The organism is Aeromonas sp. EERV15 (assembly GCF_900079845.1).
In the GTDB taxonomy this organism is placed as follows: Bacteria; Pseudomonadota; Gammaproteobacteria; order Enterobacterales; family Aeromonadaceae; genus Aeromonas; species Aeromonas sobria.
The window spans coordinates 14,859-31,069 of record NZ_FKKY02000031.1; the positions used below are offsets into that span (position 1 = coordinate 14,859).

The 16,211-nt window shown below is 52.3% G+C and carries 12 protein-coding genes and 1 other RNA gene; 12 read left to right on the forward strand and 1 reads right to left on the reverse strand.

Annotation, left to right across the window (positions count from 1 at the left end; all coding sequences use genetic code 11):
- Positions 1-13: 13 nt before the first annotated feature.
- The 8 genes from BN4575_RS19745 to BN4575_RS19780 all read left to right on the forward strand — a co-directional run bounded on the left by BN4575_RS19745 (position 14) and on the right by BN4575_RS19780 (position 8,523).
- Positions 14-1,126, forward strand: a complete 1,113-nt coding sequence (locus BN4575_RS19745; RefSeq protein ID WP_068979472.1) for an enoyl-CoA hydratase/isomerase family protein — start codon at positions 14-16, stop codon at positions 1,124-1,126.
- A 42-nt stretch (positions 1,127-1,168) separates the two neighbouring features.
- A complete protein-coding gene (gene mmsB, locus BN4575_RS19750; protein WP_068979473.1) occupies positions 1,169-2,089 on the forward strand; it encodes a 3-hydroxyisobutyrate dehydrogenase in 921 nt (306 codons plus the stop codon).
- Between the two features lie 52 nt (positions 2,090-2,141).
- Entirely contained in the window at positions 2,142-2,921 is a 780-nt protein-coding gene (locus tag BN4575_RS19755) for an SDR family oxidoreductase (protein WP_068979474.1), read from the forward strand.
- A 358-nt stretch (positions 2,922-3,279) separates the two neighbouring features.
- Positions 3,280-4,716 (forward strand): arginine-ornithine antiporter, encoded by a 1,437-nt coding sequence (gene arcD, locus BN4575_RS19760; protein WP_068979475.1) that lies wholly within the window; start codon positions 3,280-3,282, stop codon positions 4,714-4,716.
- Between the two features lie 103 nt (positions 4,717-4,819).
- The gene (locus tag BN4575_RS19765) at positions 4,820-5,608 is read left to right on the forward strand and encodes a sulfite exporter TauE/SafE family protein (protein WP_042020840.1); all 789 of its coding nucleotides are present in this window, start codon (positions 4,820-4,822) and stop codon (positions 5,606-5,608) included.
- A gap of 102 nt (positions 5,609-5,710) precedes the next feature.
- An RNA gene (gene ffs / locus BN4575_RS19770) (signal recognition particle sRNA small type) lies at positions 5,711-5,807 on the forward strand.
- An 84-nt stretch (positions 5,808-5,891) separates the two neighbouring features.
- Positions 5,892-7,031 (forward strand): site-specific integrase, encoded by a 1,140-nt coding sequence (locus BN4575_RS19775; protein ID WP_068979476.1) that lies wholly within the window; start codon positions 5,892-5,894, stop codon positions 7,029-7,031.
- Between the two features lie 400 nt (positions 7,032-7,431).
- Complete coding sequence (locus BN4575_RS19780; RefSeq protein ID WP_218060783.1) at positions 7,432-8,523, forward strand: M14 family metallopeptidase; 1,092 nt, start codon at positions 7,432-7,434, stop codon at positions 8,521-8,523.
- 130 nt (positions 8,524-8,653) lie between these two features.
- Here BN4575_RS19780 and BN4575_RS19785 read toward each other — a convergent pair whose 3' ends face one another.
- Complete coding sequence (locus tag BN4575_RS19785; RefSeq protein WP_068979477.1) at positions 8,654-11,293, reverse strand: phage/plasmid primase, P4 family; 2,640 nt, start codon at positions 11,291-11,293, stop codon at positions 8,654-8,656.
- Between the two features lie 720 nt (positions 11,294-12,013).
- Between BN4575_RS19785 and BN4575_RS21425 the strand changes: the two genes are divergently transcribed.
- From BN4575_RS21425 to BN4575_RS19800, 4 genes are all read left to right on the forward strand, one after another.
- A complete protein-coding gene (locus BN4575_RS21425) occupies positions 12,014-12,577 on the forward strand; it encodes a phosphohydrolase (RefSeq protein WP_083221101.1) in 564 nt (187 codons plus the stop codon).
- A gap of 608 nt (positions 12,578-13,185) precedes the next feature.
- Positions 13,186-14,070: a nuclear transport factor 2 family protein gene (locus BN4575_RS19790; protein ID WP_068979478.1), complete on the forward strand. Its 885-nt coding sequence runs from the start codon at positions 13,186-13,188 to the stop codon at positions 14,068-14,070.
- 15 nt (positions 14,071-14,085) lie between these two features.
- Positions 14,086-14,910, forward strand: coding sequence for a LysR family transcriptional regulator (locus tag BN4575_RS21430; RefSeq protein WP_083221100.1), 825 nt, complete (start codon positions 14,086-14,088; stop codon positions 14,908-14,910).
- 332 nt (positions 14,911-15,242) lie between these two features.
- Positions 15,243-15,878, forward strand: coding sequence for an FMN-binding negative transcriptional regulator (locus tag BN4575_RS19800; RefSeq protein WP_068979480.1), 636 nt, complete (start codon positions 15,243-15,245; stop codon positions 15,876-15,878).
- Positions 15,879-16,211: the final 333 nt, after the last annotated feature.

The window sequence follows — 16,211 nt, forward strand, 5'->3', positions numbered from 1 at the left end:
TACGGAGCCGTTTATGAGTGAGCCGGTCAAGGTTAGCTGTTATCCCACCGAAGATGGCCATCAGATCGGGGTGTTGACCCTCGACAGCCCTGCGTCTCTCAACGCATTGAGCCTGCCGATGATCCAGATCCTGCAACAGACGCTGACCCGTTGGGAACAGGATCCCGCCATCGTCTGTGTGCTGCTGCAGGGGGCGGGTGAGAAGGCGTTTTGTGCTGGTGGTGATATCCGCTCCTTCTATTACCGCAAGCAGGAGGCGAGCGAGGCGGAACTGTTTGGCTATGCCCGCGACTTTTTCGAGCAGGAGTACCGGCTCGACCACCACATCCACAGTTATCGCAAGCCCCTGATCTGCGTGGCGGACGGTATCTGCATGGGGGGCGGCATTGGCCTGTTTGCCGGAGCCGATTTTCGGGTTGTCACTGAAAGAAGCCTGTTCGCCATGCCGGAGGTGACCATCGGCCTCTACCCCGATGTGGGGGCGAGCTGGTTTTTAAGCCGTATGCCGGGGCGACTCGGGCTCTGGCTCGGTCTGACCGGTGCCCGTTTCAATGGCGCCGATGCCCTTGGGGTCGGGTTGGCGGATCATGCCATCGCCAGTGGTGAGCGCAGTACGCTGTTGTCACACCTCGCCGTGCTCGACTGGGCTGGCAGTGGTGATCCCCGTGAGCAGATCGATCTGCTGCTGAGGGGTTTGCACCGTGAGGTGGCGGCCCGCTTGCCTGCGTCTGTGCTGCTGCCCCATCAACAGAGGATCGATGCCCTGCTGGCGGGGCGCACGCTGCAAGGGGTATTGGCGCGGCTGTTCGAGGCCCAGTTCGAGGAACATGAAGCTGTGCTCCAGCAGGCGCAAGAGATCTGCCGCACCGGCAGCCCCATCAGCCGCGCCATTTTGTGGCGCCAGTATTGGCAGGCTCGTCGCCACTCCCTGGCCGAAGTATTTGCCGATGAGCTAACCCTCTCGGTCAACTGCGTGCTCAAGGGGGATTTTGTGGAAGGGGTACGGGCACTGCTGATCGACAAGGATAAAGATCCCCGCTGGCAGCAGTTGCCTCCGGAAGGGGAGTGGCTGGATGAGTTTTATCGCTGGCCGCAGGGGAGTAATCCGTTGGCCTATAAGGGATAGAACCGGCGCACGCCGCCATCAGCAACGCAAGGAGCAAGCGGGATGACAAGGATAGGATTTATCGGGCTCGGCAACATGGGTGGCCCCATGGCGGCCAATCTGGCCAGGGCTGGGCATACGGTGCAGGTGTTTGATCTGGTTGCGCAAAGTGTCGAGCGAGCCATCGCGGCTGGTTGCATCGCTGCGGGGGATGCCCGCGAAGCGGTGACTGGCAGTGATGTCGTCATCAGCATGCTGCCTGCCGGGGAGCATGTGCGCACCCTCTGGTTGGGCGAGAGCGATGGTGAGCGGGGCGGGCAGGATCTGCTGGCTGCCCTGCCGGTTGGCGCACTGGTGATCGACTGCTCCACCATCGATGTCGACTCTGCCCGTCAGGTCGGGGAGGCGGCCCGCGCGCGCGGCTTGCGCTTTATCGATGCCCCCGTGTCGGGCGGTGTCGCCGGTGCGGCAGCCGGGACGCTCACCTTTATCGTCGGCGGCGACGCGGCGGATTTCGAGGCGGCGAAACCTCTGCTCGCCTGCATGGGGCAGAACCTGTTTCACGCCGGGGCGCTGGGAGCCGGGCAGATCGCCAAGATGTGTAACAACATGCTGCTCGCGATCCACATGGCGGGTACCGCCGAGGCGCTGGCGCTCGGGGTGAAGGAGGGGCTGGATCCCGCCGTGCTTTCCACCATCATGGGCAAGAGCTCCGGCAACAACTGGAGTCTGGAGCGCTATAACCCCTGGCCCGGGGTGATGGAGAATGTCCCTGCCGCCCGCAACTATCAGGGAGGGTTTATGACCCGCCTGATGGTGAAAGATCTGGGGCTGGCCATGGCGCTGGCCGAGCATGGCCACAGCGCGGTGCCCATGGGGGCGCTGGCGCGCAACCTGTTCAACCTGCATGCCGCTCAGGGGCAGGGGAGTCGGGATTTCTCCAGCATCGTCGAACTCTATCTGGATAAACAGGATCCCGCCTGACGGGCCACTTCTCTTCAAGGCATCTCCCTTCGACCAGCTACAAGGAGCATTGATGGATATCAAAGATAAGGTCATCGTTATTACCGGCGCCGGACGTGGCTTGGGACGGGCCATTGCGTTGGCCTTGGTCGCGCAGGGGGCGACGCTGGCGCTGCTCGACATCCATCGCGCCGATCTGGAGGCGACCGCCGCCATGGTGCGCAGTCAGAATGATCAGTGCGATCAAGGTGGCCAGTGCGAGCTGTTTGTCTGCAATGTGGCGAGCGAAGTCGAGGTTGAGTCGGTTTTTGCCGCCATCAAGGGGCGCTTTGGCGTGCTGCACGGCCTCATCAACTGCGCTGGCATTCTGCTCGATGGCATGCTGATCAAGGTGAAAGAGGGTGAGTTGGTGGAGAAGATGACGCTGGCCCAGTGGCAGAGCGTGATTGACGTCAACCTCACCGGAACTTTCCTCTGCGGTCGCGAAGGGGCGGCGCTTATGGCGCAAGGGGGGCAGGGGGGCGTTATCATCAACATCTCCTCCATCGCCCGCGCCGGCAATATCGGTCAGAGCAACTATGCCGCCAGCAAGGCGGGGGTTGCCTCGCTGGTGGTGACCTGGGCGCGGGAGCTGGCCCGCCACGGTATTCGGGTGATGGGGATCGCCCCCGGGGTATTTGCCACCGACATGACGGCGGTGATGAAGCCGGAGGCGATGGCGCGGATGCAGCAGGCCATTCCTGTCGGCACCCTTGGCGAGGCGCAACAGCTGGCCGAGACGGTGAGCTTTATTCTCGCCAACGACTATCTGTCGGGACGGATGATAGAACTGGATGGCGGTTTGCGTTTATAGAGATTTACACCATGGGCCCCGGTGTTTCCACCGGGGCTTTTTTATGCAGATTATTTATACAGCAAGGGGCTGAATGGGGATGCATGGGGACCATGCGAGTCAGGTCACGTTGGCAGAAAAATGAGAAATATCAACGGGTCTTGGTTAATTTGAGCCAGCTCACAGGCCATATGGGTCAGTGCTGTAAAATTGCGCGCGGTCAAGGCGGTGCATGATTGACGGGACGAGGGATTGCGGTCGGAATAGTCATGCAATATAGTTGCCGCCTTTTTCACGGGGTCAGGATTTCTAGCCCCTCCCATATTGCGCGCAGTATGAATACGGACGCTCTGCCGCCGCCTAAATAAACAGGATTGAGATGGACAAGAAACTAGGGCTGGGCGCCCTCATTTCGCTGGTGATCGGCTCTATGGTCGGCGCCGGGGTCTTCAGTCTGCCACAAAACATTGCTGCTCATGCCAGTGCCGGGGCGGTCGCCCTGGGTTGGGCCATCACCGGTCTTGGCATGATCTGTCTCGCGCTGGTTTATCAGAACCTCTCCATGCGCCGCCCTGATCTCGATGGCGGTATCTTCAGCTATGCCAAAGCCGGTTTCGGCGATTTTATCGGCTTCAACGCAGCCTGGGGTTACTGGCTTTGCCAACTGCTGGCCAACGTCTCCTACGCCATCGTGGTGTTCAGTGCGCTGAGCTACTTCTTTGATACACCGGATAACGTCATCTTTGGTGATGGCAATACCCCGGTCGCCATTACCCTTGCCTCGATCCTGATCTGGTCGGTGCATGCCTTGGTGCTGCGCGGGATCCAGGTTGCGGCGCTGGTGAATATTGTCACCACCATCGCCAAGATGGTGCCGCTCATCGTCTTTTGTGTCGCTGTGCTGCTGGCGTTCAATATGGACACCTTCACCCTAGATATCTGGGGCCAGAACAACATGGAGCTGGGCTCGGTGATGGATCAGGTCAAGTCCACCATGAAGGTGACACTCTGGGTCTTTATCGGGATTGAGGGGGCCGTGGTAGTTTCGGCCCGTGCCCGTCATCGCAAGGATGTAGGCCGTGCCACCGTGTTGGCGCTGCTTGGTGCGCTGGCGCTCTACGTGATGGTCACCCTGTTCTCGCTGGGTGTCATGAGTCAGCCCCAGCTGGCCGCCCTCAAAAACCCCTCTACCGCCATGATCCTCGAGGCAGTGGTTGGCCCATGGGGTGCATGGCTTATCAACATCGGTCTGGTTATCTCGGTGATGGGCGCCTTGCTGAGCTGGACCGTGCTGGCCGCTGAAGTACCTTACATTGCGGGCAAGACCGGCGTGTTCCCGGGCTGGTTTGCCAAGGAGAACAAGAACGGCTCACCTCAGGTGTCGCTCTGGTGCTCGACCTGTCTGGTGCAAGTGTTCCTCATCATCATCTACTTCCAGAGCAGTACCTATCTGGCGCTGGTCAATATCGCCACCTCGGCGGCGCTGGTGCCGTATGTCTTCTCTGGCGCTTATGGCCTGAAGCTGGCACTGAAAGGGGAGACCTATGAGGGTCAGCCTCATCAGCGCAAACGGGATCTCATGCTGGCGCTGGTGGCGACCGTTTACGGCTGCTGGCTGGTTTATGCTGCTGGTGTCGAGTATCTGCTGCTGGTGGCGTTGCTTTATAGCCCAGGTATCTTCATCTACTGGAAGGCGCGTCAGCACCATGGTCTGCGCGGCCTTAACCGGCTAGAGCAGGGGATGACGGCGGCCCTGCTCGGTTGCGCCGTGCTGGCCTTCTACAAGGTGATGGACGGTACCATTCCCTTGAACTGACAGGCACCCAAAGAGATGGCCCAAGGGCCATCTCTTTTTTCATGCTGATCTTATTTTGTAGCCGGGCCGTTTTGGCCATTTTTCGTTTATGACAGGAATTTTTATGCTGTTTATGGGATACCTCCTGCTGGGGGCTTTTGCGGGAATGCTGGCAGGGCTGTTTGGCATTGGCGGCGGGCTGATCATAGTGCCAGTGCTGGTCATGACGTTTCGCGCCCAGGGGGTAGACCCTGACATCATCACCCATCTCGCCCTTGGTACCTCGCTACCGACCATGATCTTCACCGGTTTCAGCTCGCTGCGGGCCCATCGGGAGGCCGGCGCCGTCGACTGGGTGATGATCCGCCGACTCGGGGCTGGCATGTTGATAGGGGGCTGGCTGGGTGGCATGACCGCCAATCTGCTCAGTGTCAGCACCCTCAATATCATCATCGGCTGTTTTGCCTGGAGCATGGCACTGCAGATGGGGCTTAACCTCAAGCCCAAAGCGGAGCGCCATATGCCAGGGCCGCTGGGCACAGGTATTGCTGGCACACTTATCGGCTGGATGTCGGCACTGTTTGGCATCGGTGGCGGCTCACTGACCGTGCCGTACCTCACCTGGAACAGTGTGCCGATGCGCAATGCGGTGGCCGCGTCCGCTGCGTGCAGCATGCCCATCGCGCTGGCGGGTAGTCTCAGCTACCTCTATGCCGGTTGGGGTCATGCCGACCTGCCCGAGTGGAGTGTTGGCTACATCTATCTGCCCGCCCTGCTGGGGATTGTGCTGACCAGTACCCAGTTCGCCCGCATTGGCGCCAAACTGGCACACCGCCTGTCACCCAAGCGACTCAAGCAGGCATTTGCCCTGTTGATGCTGCTGGTGGGGGCCAAGTTCATGCTGTATAGCTGATTCATTCGGCAGATTGTTGAAAAATAAGGCAATCGAACAATTGGAAGGTAGAAAGCCGTTGCATTGAGAGCCCAGTTTGCCTATTCTCCTCGCCGGTGGTCCTATTGGTCCTCTCGCATTGATAACCCGTCGACCTGGTCAGGACCGGAAGGTAGCAGCCAAGGTGGGGGACTCGAGTGCCGGGATGTGGCTGGTAGGGCCACCACTTGTTTCTGAAATTCAATAAGTTACCTTTCTAAAGCCCTTGGTCATCCACTTTGTGTGGACGACGAGGAGCTCATCGATGAATCTCTGGCTCAGTCCCCACGGCATCTGGTATTACCGGAAAGTCACCACGCTCCCCTGTGGTCGTCGTAAAGAGATCAAAAAATCCCTGCATACCCGAGACAAGCTGATGGCCCGTGCAGCTGTTGCGAAACTGCTTGCCTGTGTGCGTTCCAGAGCTCAGCCAGTCGTACAATCCATAAGCGAGCCAGAGAGCCCGCAACCTCAGCTGTTCATCAAGCCTGCTGTTCCGGCGGCCAAACCGCTTGCTCCGCTGTTGTCGGTCTTGAGTGACCGCTATCTGAAAGAGAAGGCCCTCTCCTGGGCACCGAAAGAGCTCAGCAACCAGAAGAACTACATTGGCTCCTTTATCGAGGCACTCGGCGACAAGCCAGCGGCAGGCTATAGCAAGGCTGATGTGGTGAAGTTCAAGGAGGACCTGCTGAACTCCGGCAAGAGTCCGACCACCATCAACAAGTATCTCCAGAAGCTCTCCCTGCTGTTTAACTGGCTGGCTAACCATCAGGAGGGGGTCGTCAATCACTTCGCCGGATTGAAGCTACAGCGAGCCAAGGAGGTGAACTCACGAAGTGGGTACACAGCGGAAGAACGTCGCAAGTTTATCGGGTGGGCTAAGCAGCAAGAGCCCCACCGTAGGTGGATTGCTCTGCTAGGTCTGTTCGCCGGAGCTCGTGCCAACGAGATCTGCCAGCTTTATGCCGATGATGTGCAGCAAGTGGATGGCATATGGTGTCTGAACATTCGCAGCGGACGGCCAGATCAGAAGCTCAAGACGGCCAATAGTGCACGTCTCGTCCCCCTTCACCGGCATCTGCTCCAGAGCGGTTTGATTGAGTTTGTGAAGGGGAGGGCAGGGGGACGCCTCTTCCCTGAACTGCCCCATCGGCAGGATGGATACAGCCACCTGTGGGGGCAGTGGTTTAGCCGCAATCGCCCCGTTGACAAGGACTTCCATAGCTTGCGTCATACCGTGGGGACAGCTCTAAAAGATTACGGAGTGCCATTGCAGTATGCAGCGGCGATCTTGGGTCATACCAACGGGGCGATCAGCTATGACCGATATGGTGGGGATGTCTCGCTGGAGAAGCTCAATGAGGTGATAGAGGCCGCCCTCTCATCCTTTGCTGATGCCGGTTAAAGGGAGGGATGGGCCTGCCGATCTGCTGAAATTTTGGCATTTTCAAGAACTTTTTCTACGAGATTTCATACAGAAAAAGTTCTATAAATAGCTGAAATTTCGGCAGATTGACTACTTGGTTTGGGCCCTTTGCCTTTGTTGGCGGGCAACATGGGAAAATCAAAAGCGGCAGATGTGATTTGGTTTTGTGGTCTTGCATGTCAGCACAAGGGAGAGTGGATTCATTCGTCTTCAATGTGCCCGAGACTATGTCTTTGCATCACATTTCTTCTAACCCAAAGTAGATACTCGACATATCTCCTTGATAGCTTAGTTACCTCGACATGTTTTTAGCCTTGGACTGCCTGCCAGCTTATCGAGTCGGGATTAACTAATCATATTGAGCATCATGGAGAGTCGTATGCGTTATGTTGCGTTTGCTGTTGGATTAGCACTTTTTGGTTCGGTTGCGCATGCAGCCATCCAGTACACAGGCGATAAGGTCCAAGGCGTGCCAGTGATCTCGGCCCTGGATGTAGCAGATCTTGCTACAGGTCAGCACCGCTTTATGTTTGAGGGCGTCGAGACCGGAACCGGTCAGCGTTGGTATGTGCCGATCATGGTGGCCAAAGGTGCTGCTGATGGTAAAAAAGTATTGCTGCAGGCAGGCGTACATGGTGACGAGCTCAATGGTGTCCGGATCGTACAAAAGGCGATGGCACAACTTGATCCGGCCAAGATGAAAGGGAGTGTTATTGGTGTTATTGGCCCCAATCGTTCCGGGCTGGAGCGTGTGTCACGTACCTGGGCGATCTCGACCGATGGTGGCGATGTGATCGATTACAACCGGATTCATCCAGGTAAAGAGACAGGTAATGCTCCCGAGCGTCAGGCGTGGTTGATGTGGAACAAGATCTACAAAGGGAATGTCGATTTGGCCATCGACTACCACACCCAGTCTACCGGAACGGCGTACCCACTCTTTATCTATGCCGACTATCGCAATGCGGATGTAAAGACCATTGCGGAACTGTTCCCTGCCGACCAAATTAAAAAGGATCCTGGCGAAGCTGGGTCGATGGAAACTACGTTTGTTGAGAATGGCATTCCGGCTATAACCGCAGAAGTAGGCGAGCCACGGGTGTATCAACAGGATATGATTGATCGAGGCTTACAGGGGGCCTTAAACGTATTGAGTCACTACAAGGTGATAGACGGAAAGCTTGGGGCCACCGCCGAGAGCCACAAGACATACATAGGTAATGAAATGAGCTCGATTCGGGCAACGACTGGTGGCTTTGCAGAAGTTCTCGTCAAGTTGGGGGACGATGTGAAGAAGGGCCAGAAGGTTGCTTTGCAGCGTAATGCTTTTGGTGATGTAGTGGCCGAATATACTGCGAATATGGACGGTAAAGTGCTTGCAGTCGGCACTGATGCTGTACGTGAGCCTCGGGCGTTACTGGTTCGGATTCTGGGGCAAAATCCTGCGGACACTTGCAAAAATGGTTGCTAAGTAAGGGATGCAGCTATCGCGACAAGTAACATGTTTCCGTTAAGGTCCGCTTTGGATGCACGACCAAACACTCTATATTGAGCGTCACTTTTAGATCAAAGTATGAGGGGCCCACAGGCCCCTCATTTGGTTATACGGTGTAGTTAGCACCGAGCTCTGTCTTACTGGATGATGCCGTCATGTCAGCCATCTCGCTATCGAGAAGGGTCAACCCGATGACGGTTGCCTTGCTGTTGTAGCGGTGGACAGCAAAGCCCTTCTCCATCAGCTTCTTCTTGAGGGCCAGCTGCTTCATGGCCCATTCACCGTTCTGCTGTGCCCAGCGGCTGTAGGCCGCGTAGACCTCGCTCATGGGCTCTTTGGCCCCTGCTCTGGCCTGGGTGCACTCTTCCAGGAAGCAGCCGACCATATCCGACTCTGCACGGTAGGTCTCGACATCCTGCTTGAGGCGAGCAGGAATCGATGCCTTGAGTCTCTGCTCTTGCCACATCTGGCAGCCCTGGATGGCCCAATTCAGAATGCCGGGCATCTCGGCTTGCAGCTTCTCCATCAGCATGGGGTCCAGTTGTGCCTTCGTGAAGGAGGCATTGAAGGGCAGCATCAACATCCGACGCCACATGCCATTGCTGGTATCGCGGATCTCGGGCTTGTGGTTGCCCACCATCACCAGAGAGAAGGATGGGCGGAACTCCATCTCCTTCTTGGCGTAGGGAGCACGAGCGACAATCACGTCATCCCCTGTCATGGCCTTCACCAAGTTCTCATCCATGCGTGAGCCCTCTGGCAGCTCGTTGGCGACCACGAGGCGTGCATCCACCAGCTTGGTCAGGGACGGGTTCGGCCCGGTATTGCCGTTGCGGTTGAACAACAAGACGTTACTGCTGATCTGCCGACTGAACTCTCCCAGCAACTGCTGAATGACCGACATGAAGGTACTCTTGCCGTTGCAGCCGCCCCCGTGGAGGAAAAACAGGAGCTGTTCGTCGGTACGGCCGGTGATCCAGTAGCCCACGCAGCGTTGCAGGAAGGCTGCGTACTCGGCATCGCCACAGGTGATCTCACCGATGAACTGTTCCCATCTTGGGCAGGTGGCGGCTGGGTCATAGGCCACTGGGCTATGGTGGGTCATCATGAATGCCCGTCTCGGTGCCAACAGGCGACCCGACTTCAGGTCGATGACACCATTCGCCGTGCCCAACAGCATCGGATTGGCATTCAGCTCGTGCAGTCTTGCCGTCATCATCGGCTTGGCCAGCTCCAGCATGTTCTGAATGCCAGCCCGGTTAAGGCTGCTAGAACCGTGTCTGAGCACTGCATAGGCCCAAGACAGCTCCTCTTTCTTGCACGCCTGCTTGATCAGCGCCTGCCCGATGTACTGGATCTCTTTGCCCACGGTTTGAGCAAGGGTCATGGGCGTCAAGTCATTCTGGGTCCAGTGCGTACCATCGAAGTAGATAAAGCCACCTAACTCAGGGACGAACTTCAGGTTATGCCCGTGCATCTGCACGAACCGTTCGGCGTTGGCTGAATCGTTGAGCTCGTTTTCAAAGATGGCAGTACGTGGCATGACCTTGACGACTTCCGGCTGCTGATCATCGTCCTGAACTGCTTCTGCTTCTGCTTCTGCTTCTGCTTCTGCTTCGGCCACAGACTCAACCAGAGTGAATGCCGCCACCAGCTCGGTTAGAGGCAACGGGTTGTCGCCGTGTAGATACTCGTCGATATCCTTCACACTTTCCGGCAGCTTGACTTGGGTCAGCTTGAGACCGAGTTGGACCACCTTGGAACGGTACTTGTCGCCAGCTTCGTCAGTGTCGAAGAAGGTCACAATGTCTCGATCAGCCAGCTCATGCCCCAGCCACGCCAACTGGGTCTGTGACAGAGTCCCGATGGTGGCCAGCACAGGTCCTGGCCAACCGGCATCCATCAGTGACAGGCGGTCATTCTCTCCCTCTACCAGGGCGACGGGGCCTGGAGCATTCAGACATTCTTCCCCGTAGAACTGCACCCCGTTAAGCCAGTGCTGGCTTGGCAACTGGAACTGATACTGCTTGTTTGGGTCCTTGAAGGTGAAGCGGCTGACTTGTCCGTTGCGGTCGAAGTGCGGGAACACATAGACGCCGCTCGGGAAGAAGTCACGAAGCAGATCTGGGGCGTCGTTGCGAAGCTTGACCAGACCGGAGGCCAATCGCTCCTCTTGGCTGAATCCTGCATCCTTCAGCGCCTTGTTCAGGCCACCGGAGAAGCCTATATCCAGCCCCACCAGCACCTCCTCAGAGTGGCCACGCAGCTCCATCAGCTCCTCTACATCCAGGCGAGTTTGGTAGTGACGAGCGGCGAGATTGAAGAGCTCTTGCAGGCGAGCAGGCGGCGCCGTGTAGACCGGCTGTTCCAGCTTCACCACCTTGCGAACGGTCGGAGCGACTGACAGCTCTCCCAGCAGAAGCAAGCGGGCTGCATCAACAGAGCTACGGGCTTTGTCGCACTTGACGACAAGATCGAGCACATCCCCATTTTCATCACAGCTAAAGCACTTAAACCTGTTGTCATCAGGATATAGGGTGAAGCAGTCGTTATGACCGCACAGTGGGCAACTGGCATCATCCAGTCGATAGGTGTTGGAGCCGACTTTCTTGACGTCTTGCCCGGTCAGGGCCGAGGCGACATCCATAATGGGGAACTGCTCTTTGATGGCTGCAAAGTCGATAGTCAGGGAGTGGCCAGCATCGGCCAGGGCAAATTCAAGGTCAAACTTGGTGGATTGAGACATGATGTCTCTCCTCTTAGATGACCGCTGCTGTGGAACTAAAATTAGGTTGAGTGTGTTCCAAGCGGCGGTAATCAGGTCGGGTAACAGCGCCCCCCGTGGGCCTATGGCGTGAGCCAAGGTGCGATGTGCGGGGGCGTCTGCCCGCCGACAACCCCGACTATACGGATCGGCAGAAGCAATACAACCCCTCTTTTTTCATCCCCAGGACCCCATTTTGCGTTTTCGTTGTGAACAACGCAAAAACGGTTATTCATGAATTATTCTAATGGTTTCTGAGTTGTGTTAGAGGTTTGGTCATGCACTATCTACCAAGGAATCCACGATTTAGGCAGATTAAATATCCCCCAATCTCATTATCGTAGTAGGTCAACGTCATTTTCTGCAGTCACTGCAAATCAGGCCACTTTGGTGTTGGACTGACCCATTGCTCCACTGTAATCATAACGCTGCATTCAGAGAAGTTGTCTATAAGGTTCGGCCTAATTACCGGAAGCAAGCATCCTAGCTGAAACACAAGGGGGTGGAATGACGCTTTAAACCAGAGATATATCTTTGACCATCCATCACTTATCGGTAGTAACAGAATGGATCGCCATAGGTTTAACGGATAGGTTGTTGATGGTTTATAATGGCCCAAACTGTGCTAAAATTGGCCCGGACGGATATGCTGCAAACATATCTTTAGTATAAGCTTAGCTCTTTGTGATAGAGGATTTAATGATGTCCGATAATATTGTAATTAAGCCTGTCCGTTCGCATGTTGAAGAGATACTTAAACGTTATAAAACCGTAATTGGAAAGGATTTCTCTGGTTATAGAAATCATGTGTATCGTACAATTACTTACGCAATGCACTTTCTTAACCAGTCAGTTAAAGATGAACTTTTAATTGAAACAGCCTTTGCTTATCATGATATTGGATTATGGACGGATAAAGAGTTGGCATATTTGGAACCGTCAGAAGAGGTAGCTTTGTTTGATAATGATAAATATAAGTGGGGTCTAGACCCAGACGCTCTTCGTGGTGCAATCCATTGGCATCATAAGATTACTCAATATAGAGGCTCTCATGCACGAGTTATTGAGGCTTGTCGCAAAGCTGACTGGATTGATGCATCTAAAGGCTTGATAAGAAAAGGCATCTCAAAAGAAATCATAGCTGAAGTTGAAGCCGCATATCCCAACTGTGGTTTTCATGACACATTATTACGCCTAGCAAAAGACTATGGAGGTTCTACGATAGTAGGTGGAATTAAAGTAACTACAGGTATTGTTAAATGGTAAATCTATAGAAGCATTAGTTGTTTGGTGCAGATAATTAAAAGAAGAGATTCACTGAATCTACTTGATGAGATAAATGGCTCGGTGTCAATCTGTGAATAAAGAGATCATTATTTCCCAATAATTGACTGTTTGTATGGAGTTGGTATGCACCCAACAGTTGTCCACAAAGGGTGTGCTCATACAGCGTCAAATCAAGTAAACACGTATCTACACCGTGTTATTGGAGTTAGTGTATGACCACCAACAAGAACGTCGCACATTGTAAACTGAGCCTGTTAAATTTTGCCAAAGAATCAATAACGGCAGTAAAGAGAATTACTCCAACTGAATATATCCAGAGTTTGAGTCGGCCATCTTAGATTCATCATTCACCTACGACGGTCCTGTGTGGGGGGATTAGCTTGCCTATCGCTGAATTATCATCGTACGTTGGCTGCATGCAATTCATCCTGTTTTATTTGGTTACCATGAGGTTCGAAAAGGTCTTTTCTGTAAGCTAGAAAAGTGTTCAAAAATTACCATTCAATTTGAAAAACACTTTGCCATTTTTCGCGATAGTATCCAGCCTGATGGCTTCTTATAATACTAAAAAATTGAGGGAGGTTTTTATGAAATCAAAAAATATTTGTATGTTTATAGTAAGTTCTACACTTATGCTTTGTCATGCGGTGAATGCCCAACCCATCTGTGATAAGGTGGGCACCCAACAACTTGAAAATATAAATGTCGCAGTTAAATCTGCCATTAACAACTTCAATGATAAAAATACAGATTTAGTTTATTCGTTCATAGACGAAAATCGTTACATTCAACATGTTCCAAATGGAGTTGATGGTGGTGCGGGGTTGATAAAATTTATCGACTTTATGAAAACTAACATGCCTACGTTTAACGTAAAAAATATTAGGTCTGTTGCCGAAAACGACATTGTGTTAACACAGTCAGTTGACTTTCTTAAAGGAAAGCCTATTGAGGTGAGTTATGACTGGTATCGGGTAAATGATGGCAAAATTACTGAGCATTGGGATGTTGTAAGCGAATACCCCAAAGACATCAATACATCTATTTATACATCAGGCCCTAAAGTTAATGCTGATGTATGTCTTCAAAAAGAAAAAATCAGGTCTATTGCTTTAGAGTATTTTTATACGACTTGGGGGCAGTTGGATACCAAAGCAATTATAAAACATGTGTCAGATAATTTTGTTCAACATAACCCATATGCTATTACGCATGGTAAATCAGATAAAAAAGCACTAATTGATATTGTCTCTGAATTGAAAACGTCAGGATATAACGCTCATATCGAGATATCAAAAGTAATAGTGATGGATGATTTTGCTGCTATTCATGCTAAATGGACAGATGGCAAAGAGGTTTTATCTATTACGGATATGCTTAGATTTGATACTGACTATAAAATAGTTGAACATTGGGATGGACAAAAAGCAATTCCCACTTCAAACTCAAACAAGAGAGATGCTGTTTTCTGATTTTATAGGGCTTTTATGATTGATTGGAATGCTGTAAGTTTTTTCTGTGAGGTTGCCCGAGTGGGCAACTTCAGTTCTGCATCTCGTAATCTTTCTATACCAATTGCCACATTAATTCGCAAGATTAATATGTTAGAGGAGGAGTTGGGGGTTAATTTACTTCATAGAACCACAAGGAAAATAACTTTAACTAAAGATGGTGAAGAATTATCAAATAAGTTTAGTGGAAAGTTTAATATTTTACATGATGAGTTTTTAAATCATAAGAAAGAGCTTTCAAAAACAAATGAGATAGTTAGGATTGCAACTCTTCCTGAATTAGCAGATATATATATATACCCAATATTGCCATGCTTAATAGATAACTTTCCATTACTTCAATTGGAATTTGAATTTTCAGCTGACTTGGTTGATTTAAATATTGAGTCAGTTGACTTTGCTTTGCGTGCTGGAATTCCAAAGAATGAGGATTTACGTATTTGTAAACTAGGTAAAGATATAATATCCGCATATCGAAATGTAAACATTGAATTAACTGAAGGTTTACCGTTAGCTGTTTATGATAAAAGCTTCCCTGAAGAGGGAAGAGAGCCTGCAATTATTCTTCCGTCTATGAATTCACTTTGTGAATTAGCAAAAAAAACACCTATTGAAGTATACCTATCACAAAAATGGTTGCAAGTTATGAAGCAGAGCTGTTTTTTTAAAAAAAATCATATGCTGGTGACCTATGATTATGACATTTATCTTGCTTATAGCTCGAATCATTCATTAAGCCCTACAGCTAGGAGCGTCATGAATTTAATAAAAGATAATGTATTTGATGACGTGATTTTATAAAAGTCGTTATTAAATAGTAGATTCCCACTCATTTGTTTTGTTAGAAAACATAAGTTCGGTTTCAAATTGTGAGATTGGCAAAATATTCTGATTTCAATGAGAATGCATGACGCTTAGTATTGCCGTCTTGCTTAGTGTTGCCTCATAGACAGGATCTTTAGCGGCAACCAATTGAAATAGATATGAAAAAGGCTTCGTTTGTGATCTGATTTTATCGCCAAACAACACCGCTACGCCCGAAGCCCTCCTTTTTCGCGCCCGAAACGGCTTGTCCCGCTGACTGGATGCCTGTACCTGTTGAATGGATGTCAGCCTAGATAGAAGGAATCTGCATGTATCTGCCACCTCATTTCGCCACCGATGACCCCGAGGCCCTGCATCAACTGATGCAGGCACATCCGCTAGGTGCTCTGATCACCCACGGCTCACAGGGGCTGGATGCCAACCATCTGCCATTCGAGTTTGCAAAGGAAACCGGAGGGCAGGGTGTCTTGCGTGCCCATGTCGCCCGCAACAATCCACTCTGGCAAGAAGCCAAGGATGGTGACGAAGTACTGGTGATCTTCAAGGCTGCAGATGCCTATATCTCCCCCAACTGGTATCCGAGCAAGCATGTGCATCACAAGCAGGTGCCGACCTGGAACTACAGCGTGGTACATGCTCACGGCCGCATCAAAATTCGTGATGATGCTCGTTTTATCCGCCGTCTACTGACCAATCTGACCCGAATCCATGAAGCTGGGGAGCCCTCACCATGGAAGATGGCGGATGCGCCGAGAGAATATATGGAGAGCCTGGTGCAGGCCGTCGTCGGTATTGAGATCGAGATAGAGCGGCTGGTTGGCAAGTTCAAACTTGGCCAGAACAAGGATGAGTCAGATCGCCAAGGGGCAGCTAACACCTTGCAAGCAAGGGGGCAGGTGGAAGTAGCCTGCGACATGGAGAACCCGCCATCACCTCGCTCATAACGTGTTAAACCACAAACAGAAACGGCAACCTCAGTTGCCGTTTTTATTGCTCGCCGCCCGTTCAGGCGCTGGCATTGAGCAGTTTGCCAACCCCCTCTTCCTTGCCATTGGACAGGGTCTGTTTAAAGGCACCGAGTAGTTTATCGAGGTTGATATTGCTATCTTACATAGAAAATCATATGAAAAGCTGATATTTCAGCAACAAGCTAAATAGCTGTTCCGAATAGTAGATCACTGGAGGAAGGGAACTCAGTCCAGTTTGTGCGATCTCATTAGTCGCCAAACAAAACAAGCCACACCCAAAGGACTGAGTTGATGCCTATCCTACCACCC

Bases quoted from the DNA above. Each gene is read 5' to 3' on its own strand.
- BN4575_RS19775 (WP_068979476.1), top strand. From the start codon at position 5,892: ATGAATCTCTGGCTCAGTCCCCACGGCATCTGGTATTACCGGAAAGTC.
- BN4575_RS19755 (WP_068979474.1), top strand. From the start codon at position 2,142: ATGGATATCAAAGATAAGGTCATCGTTATTACCGGCGCCGGACGTGGC.
- mmsB (WP_068979473.1), top strand. From the start codon at position 1,169: ATGACAAGGATAGGATTTATCGGGCTCGGCAACATGGGTGGCCCCATG.
- arcD (WP_068979475.1), top strand. From the start codon at position 3,280: ATGGACAAGAAACTAGGGCTGGGCGCCCTCATTTCGCTGGTGATCGGC.
- BN4575_RS19765 (WP_042020840.1), top strand. From the start codon at position 4,820: ATGCTGTTTATGGGATACCTCCTGCTGGGGGCTTTTGCGGGAATGCTG.
- BN4575_RS19780 (WP_218060783.1), top strand. From the start codon at position 7,432: ATGCGTTATGTTGCGTTTGCTGTTGGATTAGCACTTTTTGGTTCGGTT.
- BN4575_RS19790 (WP_068979478.1), top strand. From the start codon at position 13,186: ATGAAATCAAAAAATATTTGTATGTTTATAGTAAGTTCTACACTTATG.
- BN4575_RS19785 (WP_068979477.1), bottom strand. From the start codon at position 11,293: ATGTCTCAATCCACCAAGTTTGACCTTGAATTTGCCCTGGCCGATGCT.
- BN4575_RS21425 (WP_083221101.1), top strand. From the start codon at position 12,014: ATGTCCGATAATATTGTAATTAAGCCTGTCCGTTCGCATGTTGAAGAG.
- BN4575_RS19745 (WP_068979472.1), top strand. From the start codon at position 14: ATGAGTGAGCCGGTCAAGGTTAGCTGTTATCCCACCGAAGATGGCCAT.
- BN4575_RS21430 (WP_083221100.1), top strand. From the start codon at position 14,086: ATGATTGATTGGAATGCTGTAAGTTTTTTCTGTGAGGTTGCCCGAGTG.
- BN4575_RS19800 (WP_068979480.1), top strand. From the start codon at position 15,243: ATGTATCTGCCACCTCATTTCGCCACCGATGACCCCGAGGCCCTGCAT.